Below are 13,641 nucleotides of genomic sequence, written 5' to 3' on the forward strand. Positions count from 1 at the left end.
GTGTCTTCATCAGGTCTGTGGTCCGGGAGTCCGGGGCCTGGCTCTCACCAGGTCCCGGGCCGGACATCAGACCTCTTCGACGCTGCTCGGCTCGCGCCGGGACAGGTCGATACCGAGCTCCTCCGCCGCGCGGAAGACGTCCTCGTCGGTGTCGCGCATCTCGATCGACATGCCGTCGCTGGACAGCACCTCGACGTTGAGGCAGAGCGACTGCATCTCCTTGATGAGCACCTTGAAGGACTCGGGGATGCCGGGCTCCGGGATGTTCTCGCCCTTGACGATGGCCTCGTACACCTTCACGCGGCCGAGGACGTCGTCGGACTTGATCGTCAGGAGCTCCTGGAGGGCGTACGCGGCGCCATACGCCTCGAGCGCCCACACCTCCATCTCACCGAAGCGCTGGCCACCGAACTGCGCCTTACCACCCAGCGGCTGCTGCGTGATCATCGAGTACGGGCCGGTCGAACGGGCGTGCAGCTTGTCGTCGACCAGGTGGTGCAGCTTCAGGATGTACATGTAGCCGACCGAGATCGGGTGCGGGAACGGCTCGCCGGAGCGGCCGTCGTACAACCGCGCCTTGCCGGTGCCGTCGATCATCCGGACGCCGTCGCGGTTCGGGATCGTCGAGTCGAGCAGACCGGTGATCTCCTCCTCGCGCGCGCCGTCGAAGACCGGGGTGGCGACGTTGGTGCCGGGGTCCGCCGCGTCCGCGCCGATGGCGCGCAGGCGGCCCTTCCACTCCTCGTCGTCGCCCTCGACCTGCCAGCCGCGGCTGGCGACCCAGCCGAGGTGCGTCTCGAGGACCTGGCCCGGGTTCATGCGGGACGGGACACCGAGCGGGTTGAGGATGATGTCGACCGGGGTGCCGTCCTCCAGGAACGGCATGTCCTCGACCGGCAGGATCTTCGAGATGACGCCCTTGTTGCCGTGCCGGCCGGCGAGCTTGTCGCCGTCGGTGATCTTGCGCTTCTGGGCGACGTAGACGCGCACCAGCTGGTTGACGCCCGGGGGCAGCTCGTCGCCGGCTTCGCGGTCGAACACGCGGACGCCGATGACCTTGCCCATCTCGCCGTGCGGCACCTTCAGCGAGGTGTCGCGCACCTCGCGCGCCTTCTCGCCGAAGATCGCGCGGAGCAGGCGCTCCTCGGGGGTCAGCTCGGTCTCGCCCTTGGGCGTGACCTTGCCGACGAGGATGTCGCCGGGCACGACGTCGGCGCCGATGCGGATGATGCCGCGCTCGTCGAGGTCGGCGAGGACCTCCTCGGAGACGTTCGGGATGTCCCGGGTGATCTCCTCGGGGCCCAGCTTGGTGTCGCGGGCGTCGACCTCGTGCTCCTCGATGTGGATCGAGGAGAGCACGTCGTCCTGCACGAGGCGCTGCGACAGGATGATCGCGTCCTCGTAGTTGTGGCCCTCCCACGGCATGAACGCCACGAGGAGGTTCTTGCCGAGCGCCATCTCGCCGTCTTCGGTGCACGGGCCGTCGGCCAGCACCTGGCCGGCCTCGATGCGGGCGCCCTCTTCGACGATGACCTTCTGGTTGAAGCTCGTGCCCTGGTTGGAGCGCATGAACTTGTGGACGCGGTAGGTCGTGTACGTGCCGTCGTCGTTCATGACGGTGACGTAGTCGGCCGACACGTCGGTGACGACGCCGTCCTTCTCCGCGGAGATGACGTCCGCCGCGTCGACCGCCGCGCGGTACTCCATGCCGGTGCCGACGAGCGGCGACTCGGCCTTCAGGAGCGGCACGGCCTGGCGCATCATGTTCGAGCCCATGAGCGCGCGGTTCGCGTCGTCGTGCTCGAGGAACGGGATCATCGCGGTCGCGACCGACACCATCTGGCGCGGCGAGACGTCCATGTAGTCGATCTCGTCGCCGGGCAGGTAGTCGATCTCGCCGCCACGGCGGCGGACGAGCGCGCGGGCCTCGGCGAACGTGTTGTCCGGGTTCAGCGGCGCGTTCGCCTGGGCGATGACGTAGCGGTCCTCTTCGTCGGCCGTGAGGTAGTCGACGTCGTCGGTGACGACGCCCTCGACGACCTTGCGGTACGGGGTCTCGACGAAGCCGAACGCGTTGACCCGGCCGTACGACGCGAGCGAGCCGATCAGACCGATGTTCGGGCCTTCGGGCGTCTCGATCGGGCACATGCGGCCGTAGTGCGACGGGTGCACGTCGCGGACCTCGAAGCCGGCCCGCTCACGGGACAGACCGCCGGGGCCGAGCGCGGACAGACGGCGCTTGTGGGTCAGGCCCGACAGCGGGTTCGTCTGGTCCATGAACTGCGACAGCTGGCTGGTGCCGAAGAACTCCTTGATGGAGGCGACGACCGGCCGGATGTTGATCAGGGTCTGCGGCGTGATCGCCTCGACGTCCTGCGTGGTCATGCGCTCGCGGACGACGCGCTCCATACGCGCCAGACCGGTGCGGACCTGGTTCTGGATCAGCTCGCCGACGTTGCGCAGGCGGCGGTTGCCGAAGTGGTCGATGTCGTCGGCCTCGACGACGAGGTCCTGACCGCCCAGACCGGCCATGTCGGTCTCGCCCGCGTGCAGCTTGACCAGGTACTTGATCGTCGCGATGACGTCTTCGACGGTCAGCGTGCCGGCGTCCAGCGGACGCTCGACGCCGAGCTTCTTGTTGATCTTGTAGCGACCGACCTTGGCCAGGTCGTAGCGCTTCGGGTTGAAGTACAGGTTCTCGAGCAGCGTCTGCGCGGCCTCACGGGTCGGCGGCTCTCCCGGACGCAGCTTGCGGTAGATGTCCAGCAGCGCGTCGTCCTGGCCCTGGGTGTGGTCCTTCTCCAGGGTCTGGCGCATGGACTCGTACTCGCCGAACTCCTCGAGGATCTGCGAGTCGGTCCAGCCGAGCGCCTTGAGCAGCACCGTGACCGACTGCTTGCGCTTGCGGTCGATACGGACGCCGACGGTGTCGCGCTTGTCGATCTCCAGCTCGAGCCAGGCGCCCCGGGACGGGATCACCTTGGCGCTGAAGATGTCCTTGTCGGAGGTCTTGTCGATCTGCTTGTCGAAGTAGACGCCCGGCGAGCGGACCAGCTGCGACACCACGACACGCTCGGTGCCGTTGATGATGAACGTGCCCTTGTTGGTCATGAGCGGGAAGTCGCCCATGAAGACCGTCTGGCTCTTGATCTCGCCGGTCTCGTTGTTCGTGAACTCGGCCGTCACGAAGAGCGGCGCGGAGTACGTGAAGTCGCGCTCCTTGCACTCCTCGATGGAGTTCTTCGGCGGCTCGAAGCGGTGGTCGCGGAAGGTCAGCGACATCGACCCGGAGAAGTCCTCGATCGGGGAGATCTCCTCGAAGATCTCCTCAAGGCCGGACTTGGTGGGGACGTCAGCTCCCGACGCGAGCGCGTCCTCGACCCGGGCCTTCCACACGCTGTTGCCGAGCAGCCAGTCGAAGCTCTCGGTTTGCAGCGCGAGAAGGTTCGGTACCTCAAGAGGCTCGCGGATCTTTGCGAAGGAGATGCGGAGCGGGGCGGTACTGGCGGCGCCGGGGTTCATAGCGTTCGTGGCGTTGCGCGAGGCGGCCAAGAGGGGTCCTTCCGAGGGCTCGGACTCACTGTGCGCATGCCGGACAGCCTCGGTGGGAGTACCGCGGACGGGTCAACAGGCAGCGCAAAGGGTCAGTGTAGCCACACGGCACACCGCTGTCCAGCGCCTGGAACGGGCGCTCGCCATCTCGGGGGCTTCTGCCACCCGGCAAGTGCTCTTCGGGACGCGTCCGAAGAATTGCGCGCCGCGTTGGGTTCGTCAAGAGGCAGGCGACCGATCGAGGCGCGAGGACCACTCTTGCACAGCTGACCGACAGTGCGCCGCACAACCGTCGGCGCGTTGCGAATCCGTTCGAAATCTGCACGCAGGCGCAGGTCACAGCCTCGCGCGAGTTCCGGCGGCCGGCGTCGGGCGCGTCGGCGGCCGCGGGATTCCGGGCCGGACGGACACCCGGGCGGGTGCCTCCGCACGGGTGTGCGGAGCGTCACCGGGAGGCGGAGCGCGGACCCGCGAGGCCTCCGGAGAGTGTCGTCGAAATCACTCGGAAGAGTGAATCCGATCCGGTGACTCCGGTGTGTCGCAGGCCTCTCGGAGATCGTTTCCGGTCGACTTTCGGGTCGACTCCGGAGTCTGCATCGGGATCCGCGATGGTGCCGTGAGAGGGCTCCACAGCGCCCGGGAACGCCGTCGGGCGGCCCTCCAGAGGAGGACCGCCCGACGGTGTGAAGCAGGTGTGCAGTAAGCGTGGAAACTTACTTCACGGAGACGGTGGCGCCGGCACCCTCAAGGGCGGCCTTCGCCTTCTCCGCGGCCTCCTTGTTGACACCCTCGAGCAGCGGCTTCGGGGCGCCGTCGACCAGGTCCTTGGCCTCCTTGAGGCCGAGGTTCGTGAGGGCACGGACCTCCTTGATGACCTGGATCTTCTTGTCGCCCGCACCCTCGAGGATGACGTCGAACGAGTCCTTCTCCTCGGCCTCTTCGGTCACGGCCGGGCCGACCGGGCCCGCGGCGACGGCGACCGGGGCGGCAGCCTTGACGTCGAAGGTCTCCTCGAAGAGCTTCACCAGGTCGGAGAGCTCGATGAGGGTCATTTCCTTGAACGCCTCGATGAGCTCGTCGTTGCTGAGCTTCGCCATGGTGGCGGTCCTTCCTAATAAGTTCGGCAGGTGCCGGGTGGTGTGTGTGGCGGGGGCAGGGCCCCCAGCGACCGTGGTCGCGAGGTGCTGCGGACCGAATTACTCGGCCGCGGCCTCCTCGGTGGCCTCGGCGGCGGGAGCCGGCTCGCCGGCACCGCCCTGCTCGGCCTCGCGCTTGACCCGGAGCGCCTCCGCGGTGCGGACGAACTCCGTGAGCGGGGCCTGGAAGGTCGCGGCGGCCTTGGCCATCGACGCCTTCATGGCACCCGCCAGCTTGGCGAGCAGCACCTCGCGGGACTCGAGGTCCGCGAGCTTCTTGATCTCGTCAGCAGTGAGGGCCTTGCCCTCGAGGACACCGCCCTTGATGACGAGAAGGGGGTTCGCCTTGGCGAAGTCACGCAGGCTCTTGGCAGCCTCGACCGGGTCGCCGGTGACGAAGGCAACGGCGGACGGACCCACAAGGAGGTCGTCCAGCTCGGTGATGCCCGCCTCGTTGGCCGCGATCTTGGTCAGCGTGTTCTTCACCACGGCGTACTCTGCGTTCCCAGCGAGAGAACGGCGCAGCTCCTTGAGCTTCGCCACGCTGAGTCCGCGGTACTCGGTCAGCACGGTGGCGTTCGAGCCGCGGAACTTGTCCGCGATCTCGGCAACCCCGGCCGCCTTGTCGGGCCTCGCCATGGGACGGGCCTCCTTCCGCGATGCGATCGTTTCGGCCGGTCGTGAGACCGACCGGGCGCCTGGGACACCGCCGGAGCTGGAGAGCCGCAAAACAAAACGCCCCGGCGCAAGCGCACGGGGCGGACCTGCCCTCCAGAGGAGGACGGAGAACGTCTCACGAACACCTGCGCAGGTCGCCCGCTTCGCGGAACCTTCGGTCACGGGACCCTTCGAGAAGGGCACACCAGTGACGACCGGCGGTCTTTGGCTTCGGTACAAGGTACGTGACGACGGCGCGTCGGTGCAAATCGGTTGGGCGACAAACGCACGCGGCCCGTACGCCCCTCGGAAGGGGCGTACGGGCCACGGGAGTTCGCTGCCTGACGGCAACCGGTCCAGCGTCCGATCAGAGTGATCAGACGGCGGCCGGGTCCTCCTCGACGAGGAGGTTGCGGGTGCGGTTCGGGTCGACCGGGATGCCCGGGCCCATCGTCGTCGTGAAGGCGACCTTCTTGACGTACCGGCCCTTGGCGGCGGACGGCTTCACACGCAGGACCTCGTCGAGGGCCGCGCTGTAGTTCTCCACCAGCTGCTCGTCGGAGAACGAGGTCTTGCCGATGATGAAGTGCAGGTTCGAGTGCTTGTCGACGCGGAACTCGATCTTGCCGCCCTTGATCTCGTTCACGGCCTTGGCCACGTCCGGGGTCACGGTGCCGGTCTTCGGGTTCGGCATCAGGCCACGCGGACCGAGCACGCGGCCGAGGCGGCCGACCTTGCCCATCAGGTCCGGGGTGGCGACGACCGAGTCGATCTCGTTGAGCAGCTGGCCCTTGAGGATCTGGTCGATCAGCTCGTCGGAGCCGACGATGTCGGCGCCCGCAGCCTTCGCCGCCTCGGCACGCTCACCGGTCGCGAAGACCAGGACCCGGGCGGTCTTGCCGGTGCCGTGCGGGAGGATGACGGTGCTGCGGACCATCTGGTCGGCCTTGCGCGGGTCGACGCCCAGGCGCAGGGCGACCTCGACGGTCGCGTCGAACTTGGTCTTCGAGGTGGCCTTGGCCAGGCGGACGGCCTCGAGCGGCGCGTACAGCCGCTCCTTGTCCACCTGGGCGACTGCCTCGCGGTAGGCCTTGCTGTGCTGCGTCACTTCTGCTCCTGAAGGTACGGAAGGAGTCGTGGTGGTGTCGGGCCGACGCACGGCCCTGCCACGGAATTTCGGGGTCCGCGCCCTAGCGGGTCACGGACGGGGGGTGAGGTCTCAGCCCTCGACCGTGATGCCCATGGAGCGGGCGGTGCCGGCGATGATCTTCTCGGCGGCGTCCAGGTCGTTCGCGTTGAGGTCCGCCATCTTGGTCTCGGCGATGCCGCGGACCTGGTCGCGGGTGATCTTGGCGACCTTGGTCTTGTGGGGCTCGCCGGAGCCCTTCTCGACACCGGCGGCCTTGAGGATCAGGCGCGCGGCCGGCGGCGTCTTCGTGACGAAGGTGAAGGAGCGGTCCTCGTAGACCGAGATCTCCACCGGCACGATGTCGCCACGCTGCGACTCGGTCGCCGCGTTGTAGGCCTTGCAGAACTCCATGATGTTGACGCCGTGCTGGCCCAGCGCCGGACCGACCGGCGGGGCCGGGGTGGCGGCGCCGGCCTTGATCTGCAGCTTGATGATCGCTGCAAGCTTCTTCTTGGGAGGCATGTTTCCGGGTCCTTCGACGAGATGTACTTCCCTGTCGCCGCTCGGTACGCACGGCTCCGCAGGGAACCGATTCGAGCGACGTGTGCGCCACGCGGCGCCGCCCCTGAGGGGTGGCACACGCGGCGTGGCGCCCCCACAACGATAACCACCGTTGCGAAGGCGCCATAATCCGCGTCCCCGGCGGGCTCGCCGCCGGGGCTTCGGAAGCCGTTAGTTCTTCTGGATCTGGTTGAACGAGAGCTCCACCGGGGTCTCCCGGCCGAAGATCTCCACCAGGCCCTTGACCTTCTGCGAGTCCGGGTTGATCTCGTTGATCGTCGCCTGGAGCGTCGCGAACGGGCCGTCGATGACCGTGACCGAGTCGCCGACCTCGAAGTCGAGGACCTTGACCTCGGCGGGCGCCTTCGTCGAGGTGCCGCCGCCGGCGGCCGCCTGCTCCTCCTCGGGCGCCAGGATCTTGGCGACCTCGTCGAGGGTGAGCGGGAAGGGCTCGTGGGCGTTGCCGACGAAGCCGGTGACGCCCGGGGTGTTGCGGACCGCGCCCCACGACTCGTTCGTCAGGTCCATGCGGACCAGGACGTAGCCGGGGAACTTGTTGCGCTTGACGGTCTTCCGCTGGCTGTTCTTGATCTCGACGACCTCTTCCATCGGCACCTCGACCTGGAAGATGTACTCCTCCATGTTGAGGGAGGTCGTGCGGGACTCGAGGTTGGCCTTCACCCGGTTCTCGTAGCCCGCGTACGAGTGGATGACGTACCACTCGCCCGGGGCGCGGCGCAGCGCCTCGCGGAACTCCTCAAGGGTGTCGACCGGGGCGACCTCCGCGAGCTCGGCGGCGTCGTCCTCGGCAGCCTCGTCCTCGTCCTCTTCCGCGTCGACGGCCTCTTCGGCGTCGGCGTCGGTGCCCTCGTCGAGGATGTCCGCGTCGGCCGGCTCAGCGGTCTCGGCGCGCTCGGCGGCGTCCTCCGCCTGCTCCGACAGGGACCCCGTCTCCTCGACGGCCTCGTCGGGGAACAGGTTCGGGTCTGACACGGTGGCTGCTTCTTCCTGGTGGGGATCAATCGAGGGGGCCCGGCTCGGCGGCATCGCCTCCGGGCACCGCGCTACCGCGGAGCCCAGGGCCGTGCCCTACGCACCACAGTAGCCGGACGGCCGTCGGATCAGCCGAAGACTTCGAGCGCGGCGCGCGCGAACCCGAGGTCGAGCGTGTACACGATGCCGATGATGATCAGACAGAACACGATCACGACGGTGGTGTACGTGACGAGCTCGTTGCGGGTGGGCCAGACGACCTTGCGCAGCTCGGCGATGATCTGCCGGTAGAAGACCGCGAGGCGCGCGAAGACCGACTTCTTCTTCGGCTCCGGCTTCTCCGCCGCGGCCCGGCGCCCCTTGCGGTCCTTGCCGCCAGGCGGGGTCTCGTCCACGCCGAGGTCGTCCGAGCTCTCGTGCTCGGGCGTGGCCGTGGAGCCGTGGGCCTCCGTCACTCGTCCTCACCTGGATCCGGTCTGACTGGATCACCGACGGTGTCGTCGGCGCTGATTTCTGGCGCTGACTGCATATGCGCGCCCCGGGCGATCGTCGATGCGATCCCGGGACGGCACATCGCAGGGCACGAGGGACTTGAACCCCCAACCCCCGGTTTTGGAGACCGGTGCTCTGCCAATTGAGCTAGTGCCCTTCGGTGGTCCCCAACCTAGCTGAAGCACGGCCCGGTAACCATGGGGTTTCCGGGCGCGACGACAGCGAGGTGTGATCCGCCAGAGGATGAGTGTACGGGTTGAGGTGCCCGAGGTCGAACCCGTCGTCTCGGATCGTAAATCCGGTGTGCCCGCGTGCGGGGGCCAGTGGGACGATGGGCGGCATGACGGCTCCTTCCTCAGGCCCCCGGGCCAGCTCTTCCACGTCCCCCACAGAACGCCGTGTCTCGCAGCGGATCGGGGCGATCGCCGAGTCGGCGACGCTCGCGGTCGACGCCAAGGCGAAGGCCCTCAAGGCCGCCGGCCGGCCGGTCATCGGCTTCGGCGCCGGCGAGCCGGACTTCCCGACGCCGGGCTACATCGTCGACGCCGCGGTCGAGGCGTGCCGCACGCCCAAGTACCACCGCTACACGCCGGCCGGGGGGCTGCCGGAGCTGAAGGCCGCGATCGCGGAGAAGACGCTGCGCGATTCCGGGATCAAGGTCGAGCCGTCCCAGGTGCTGGTGACCAACGGTGGCAAGCAGGCCATCTACGAGGCGTTCGCGGCGATCCTCGACCCGGGCGACGAGGTCATCGTGCCGGCGCCGTACTGGACCACCTACCCCGAGTCGATCAAGCTCGCGGGCGGTGTTCCGGTCGAGGTCGTGGCCGACGAGACCACCGGCTACCTGGTGAGCGTCGAGCAGCTCGAGGCCGCGCGCACGCCGAACACCAAGGTGCTGCTGTTCGTGTCGCCGTCGAACCCGACGGGCGCGGTGTACTCGCGCGAGCAGGTCGAGGCGATCGGCCGCTGGGCCGCCGAGCACGGCCTGTGGGTGCTGACCGACGAGATCTACGAGCACCTGGTGTACGACGACGCGGAGTTCGTGTCGATCGCCGCCGTGGTGCCGGAGCTGATCGACCGCACCGTCATCGTCAACGGCGTCGCGAAGACGTACGCGATGACCGGCTGGCGCGTCGGGTGGGTCATCGGCCCGCAGGACGTGATCAAGGCCGCGACCAACCTGCAGTCGCACGCGACGTCCAACGTCTGCAACGTGGCGCAGGCCGCGGCGCTGGCCGCGATCGCCGGCGACCTGTCCGCCGTCGACGAGATGAAGGTGGCGTTCGACCGCCGCCGCCGCACCATCGTGCGCATGCTCAACGAGATCCCGGGCGTCGACTGCCCCGAGCCGAAGGGCGCGTTCTACGTGTACCCGTCGGTCAAGGCGCTGATCGGCAAGGAGATCCGCGGCAAGGTTCCGGCGAGCTCGGCGGAGCTGGCGGGCCTCATCCTCGACGAGGTCGAGGTCGCCGTGGTGCCGGGCGAGGCCTTCGGCACGCCGGGTTACCTGCGGCTCTCGTACGCGCTCGGCGACGACGACCTCGCCGAGGGCGTGTCGCGCATCGCGAAGCTGCTGTCCGAGGCGAAGTAGCCGTTCGGCGCAGTCGCCCGAGGAGTCCGGCGCCGGGCCCCAACAGGGTTAAGTAGGTGCCCGGCGCTTTTCGCTGTCATCCGGTAGAGGCAAACCACGCGGACTCCACCCGTTCGGCCGCCGGGTCGGCCATGATCGGGGAGATGGATCACCCCGATCGCCCCGCGCGCGACGTCAGCGCCCTGCCGAAGGCCCATCTGCACCTGCACTTCACCGGCTCCATGCGAACGTCGACGCTGCTGGAGCTCGCCGACCGGTACCGCGTCCAGTTGCCCGGCGCGCTCACGTCGGGCACTCCCCCGCGGCTGCGCGCGACCGACGAACGCGGGTGGTTCCGGTTCCAGCGGCTGTACGACATCGCCCGATCGTGTGTGCGCGGCGAGGACGACGTGTACCGGCTGGTGCGGGAAGCCGCCGAGGACGACCTCGCGGAAGGGTCGCGGTGGCTGGAGATCCAGGTCGACCCGACCTCGTACGCGCCGCGGCTCGGCGGACTGTCGCCTGCGGTCGAGGTCGTCCTCGGCGCCGCGGAGGAGGCCGAGCGCGCCACCGGCGTCGGCATCGCGGTGGTGATCGCGGCGAACCGCACCAAGCACCAGCTGGAGGCGCGCACGCTGGCGCGGCTGGCGTCGCGGTACGCGGGGCGCGGGCGGATCGTCGGGTTCGGGCTGTCCAACGACGAGCGGCGCGGGCGGGCGCTGGACTTCGAGAAGGCGTTCTCGATCGCGCGCCGGTCGGGGCTGTTCGCGAACCCGCACGGCGGCGAGCTGGACGGGCCGCGCAGCGTCCGCGAGTGCGTCGACGTGCTGGGCGCCAAGCGGCTCGGGCACGGCGTGCGTGCGGCGGAGGACCCGGTGCTGATGGCTGAGCTGGCGCGGCGCGGTGTGGTGTGCGAGGTGTGCCCGGCGTCGAACGTCGCGCTCGGGGTGTACGACAAGCCGGCCGACGTTCCGCTGCGGAAGCTGTTCGACGCGGGCGTGCCGATCGCGCTGGGCGCGGACGACCCGCTGCTGTTCGGGTCGCGGCTCACCGAGCAGTACCGCATCGCGCGCGCCGACCACGCCTTCACGGACGAGGAACTGGCCCAGCTGGCACGGCAGTCGATCCGCGGTTCCGTCGCGCCCGACGCGGTGCGGGACCGGCTGCTGGCCGGTGTGGACGCGTGGCTGGCCGGCTGAGCGGCCGGCCGTACCGACACATGACGACGCCCCGGCCGGGTTCCGTGGTGGAACCCGGCCGCGGCGTCCGGTGTGGTGGTCGGGGTGGTCAGGCCGCGACGCCGACCTTCTCCGGAGCGGCGGCGGTAACGGTCTCGGTGTCCGCGGACTTCGCGACGGTCCTGCCGAGGCCCCGCGGGATCAGGGCGGCGGTGACCGCGCCGACCATGGCGATCGCGGCGCCGACCCACAGGGCGGGGACCAGGCCGTCGACGAAGTCCTGGCCGGAGGCGTAGCCGCCGTTCGAGGAGAACACCGAGGCGAGGACCGCGACACCGAACACGCCGCCCAGCTCGCGCATCGCGTTGTTGGTACCGGAGGCGACGCCGTGCAGCTCCTGCCGGACGATCGACATCATCAGGCTGGCGGTCGGGATGAAGTACAGCGACATCCCGATGCCGCACAGCAGCAGCGCGGGGATCTGCGCGGCGTACGAGACGTCGGTCGAGGCGATCGCGGCGAACCAGGCGAGGCCCGCGGCGGACATCGCCATGCCGGTGACGACGAGCGGGCGTCCGCCGATCTTCGCGGCGAGCGGGCCGGCGAGCGGCGCGATCAGGACCGGCATCGCCGTCCACGGGAGGATGCGCAGGCCCGCGCCGAGCGGCGAGAAGCCCTGGACGCCCTGGAAGTACTGGGTGAGCAGGAAGATCGAGCCGAAGACGCCGGCGAACATCAGCAGGCCGGAGAAGGTGAGCGCGGTGAAGCCGCGGTCACGGAACATCGTCAGCGGAAGCATCGGCTGCTCGGTGCGGCTCTCCCAGACGACGAACGCGGCGAGGAGCGCGACGCCCGCGGCGATCGAGCCGACGATCTGGGCGCTGCCCCAGCCGGCCTCCTGGCCGCGGACCAGGCCGAAGACGACGCCGAGCATGCCGAGGCTGACCAGGGTGGTGCCGACCAGGTCGAGGCGGCTGTTGGGGCCGTAGCTCTCCTCGACCTTGAGGCGGGTCAGCGGGACGAGGACCAGGCCGATCGGGACGTTCAGCAGGAAGATCCACTGCCACGAGCCGCTGTCCACGATGGCGCCGCCGACCAACGGGCCGAGGGCGACCGCGAGGCCGTTGACGCCGCCCCACAGGCCGAGCGCGAGCGGGCGCTTCTCGGGCGACACGGCGCGGGTGAGGATCGTGAGGCTGAGCGGGAGGATCGCCGCGGCGCCGGCGCCCTGGATGGCGCGGGCGGCGATCAGCGTGCCGGTGTTCGGCGCTATGGCGGCGAGCGCGGAGGCGACGGTGAAGATCGCGATGCCGGACGCGAAGACCTTGCGGCGGCCGAAGCGGTCGCCGAGCGCGGCGCCGAGCATGAGCAGGACGGCGAAGCTCAGCGTGTAGCCGTTGACCGTCCACTCGAGCTCGGAGATGTCGGCGCCGAGGTCCTCCTTGATGGACGGCAGCGCGGTGGTCACGACGAGGTTGTCGAGTCCGGCCATGAACAGCGCGAAGCTGCTGGCGAGGAAGGTCCACAGGGCGGTCCGGGGACCGGGGCGGGCCGCGGTGGGCTGGGTGGTGCTCATGGCGGGTGACATCCCCTCGGAGGCGATGGAAGTTATCGATGACTAACTTTTGACCACAGATTTAGTTATTGGTCACTAAGTTTGCGGGGCGGAGGAGTCCCCTGGCGCGGTACAGGCAGGTCCCGCGGCGGTGCGGTCGGCGTGGCTCAGCCGGCGTCGGCGGCCTTGGCGGCCGCGGCCGCCTCGGCCTCGCGGCAGTAGTCGCAGTGCACGACGTCGCCTTGCTCGTCGTAGGTTTCCTCGAAGTAGATCTGCTTCGGCAGGTCGAGCGCGGCGATCACGTTGCAGAGCATGCCGCGGGCGAAGAAGTTGGTCAGCTCCTCGCCGGTGATGCCGGTGCGGACCCGGACCAGCTCGTCGAGCTTGGACCAGCAGGCGCGGATGTCGGCCTGCAGATCCGGGTCCATCCCCGCGACGTACGCCTGCATCTGCATCCGCAGCAGGGTCGGCTCGCGGTCGAGCAGCTCCTGGTAGGCGTGCCCCATCGCGTGCGTCGCCGCGATGCCGTCCAGACCCTCGGTGGCCTGGTCGAACGTGACGACGACCCGACGGAAGCACTCCTCCACGGCGGCGAGGAACAGCTGCCGCTTGTCGTCGAAGAGCCGGAACAGGTACGGCTGCGAGACGCCGATGCGCTTGGCGATCGCGGCCGTCGAGGTGCCGTTGTAACCGCCCACGGAGAACTCCTCGACCGCCGCGCGCACGGCGGCGGTGCGGCGCTCGTCGGCGCTCATCCGGACCGTGCCCGCGTTGTGCGGGGCGTTCTTCGTCGCTGTCATGAGTAGTAAGTTATTACT

At 69.2% G+C, this 13,641-nt stretch carries 11 protein-coding genes and 1 tRNA gene; 2 read left to right on the top strand and 10 right to left on the bottom strand.

Annotated features, from left to right (window positions below; genetic code table 11):
- Window positions 1-66: 66 nt before the first annotated feature.
- The 8 genes from rpoB to QI554_RS12165 form a co-directional block, all read right to left on the bottom strand.
- Window positions 67-3,552, bottom strand: a complete 3,486-nt coding sequence (rpoB, locus tag QI554_RS12130; protein ID WP_281469099.1) for a DNA-directed RNA polymerase subunit beta — start codon at window positions 3,550-3,552, stop codon at window positions 67-69.
- A gap of 713 nt (window positions 3,553-4,265) precedes the next feature.
- Window positions 4,266-4,649, bottom strand: a complete 384-nt coding sequence (rplL, locus tag QI554_RS12135; RefSeq protein WP_281469100.1) for a 50S ribosomal protein L7/L12 — start codon at window positions 4,647-4,649, stop codon at window positions 4,266-4,268.
- Window positions 4,650-4,748: 99 nt separating this feature from the next.
- Window positions 4,749-5,327, bottom strand: a complete 579-nt coding sequence (rplJ, locus tag QI554_RS12140) for a 50S ribosomal protein L10 (protein WP_281469101.1) — start codon at window positions 5,325-5,327, stop codon at window positions 4,749-4,751.
- Between the two features lie 394 nt (window positions 5,328-5,721).
- On the bottom strand, window positions 5,722-6,453 hold the full coding sequence (gene rplA, locus QI554_RS12145) for a 50S ribosomal protein L1 (protein ID WP_281469103.1): 732 nt from the start codon (window positions 6,451-6,453) through the stop codon (window positions 5,722-5,724).
- A 111-nt stretch (window positions 6,454-6,564) separates the two neighbouring features.
- Window positions 6,565-6,996, bottom strand: coding sequence for a 50S ribosomal protein L11 (gene rplK / locus QI554_RS12150; protein WP_235054823.1), 432 nt, complete (start codon window positions 6,994-6,996; stop codon window positions 6,565-6,567).
- A 210-nt stretch (window positions 6,997-7,206) separates the two neighbouring features.
- On the bottom strand, window positions 7,207-8,028 hold the full coding sequence (gene nusG / locus QI554_RS12155; RefSeq protein WP_281469106.1) for a transcription termination/antitermination protein NusG: 822 nt from the start codon (window positions 8,026-8,028) through the stop codon (window positions 7,207-7,209).
- A gap of 128 nt (window positions 8,029-8,156) precedes the next feature.
- Window positions 8,157-8,483: a preprotein translocase subunit SecE gene (secE, locus tag QI554_RS12160; RefSeq protein WP_281469108.1), complete on the bottom strand. Its 327-nt coding sequence runs from the start codon at window positions 8,481-8,483 to the stop codon at window positions 8,157-8,159.
- Window positions 8,484-8,604: 121 nt separating this feature from the next.
- Window positions 8,605-8,677 (bottom strand) — tRNA-Trp (locus QI554_RS12165).
- Window positions 8,678-8,851: 174 nt separating this feature from the next.
- Here QI554_RS12165 and QI554_RS12170 point away from each other — a divergent pair.
- Entirely contained in the window at window positions 8,852-10,111 is a 1,260-nt protein-coding gene (locus QI554_RS12170; RefSeq protein WP_425527958.1) for a pyridoxal phosphate-dependent aminotransferase, read from the top strand.
- Between the two features lie 143 nt (window positions 10,112-10,254).
- On the top strand, window positions 10,255-11,289 hold the full coding sequence (locus tag QI554_RS12175; protein ID WP_281469111.1) for an adenosine deaminase: 1,035 nt from the start codon (window positions 10,255-10,257) through the stop codon (window positions 11,287-11,289).
- An 88-nt stretch (window positions 11,290-11,377) separates the two neighbouring features.
- Here QI554_RS12175 and QI554_RS12180 read toward each other — a convergent pair whose 3' ends face one another.
- Complete coding sequence (locus QI554_RS12180) at window positions 11,378-12,844, bottom strand: DHA2 family efflux MFS transporter permease subunit (protein ID WP_281469113.1); 1,467 nt, start codon at window positions 12,842-12,844, stop codon at window positions 11,378-11,380.
- Between the two features lie 146 nt (window positions 12,845-12,990).
- Window positions 12,991-13,623, bottom strand: a complete 633-nt coding sequence (locus QI554_RS12185) for a TetR/AcrR family transcriptional regulator (RefSeq protein WP_281469114.1) — start codon at window positions 13,621-13,623, stop codon at window positions 12,991-12,993.
- Window positions 13,624-13,641: the final 18 nt, after the last annotated feature.

Source organism: Yinghuangia seranimata, from assembly GCF_029953285.1.
Lineage (GTDB): Bacteria > Actinomycetota > Actinomycetes > Streptomycetales > Streptomycetaceae > Yinghuangia > Yinghuangia seranimata.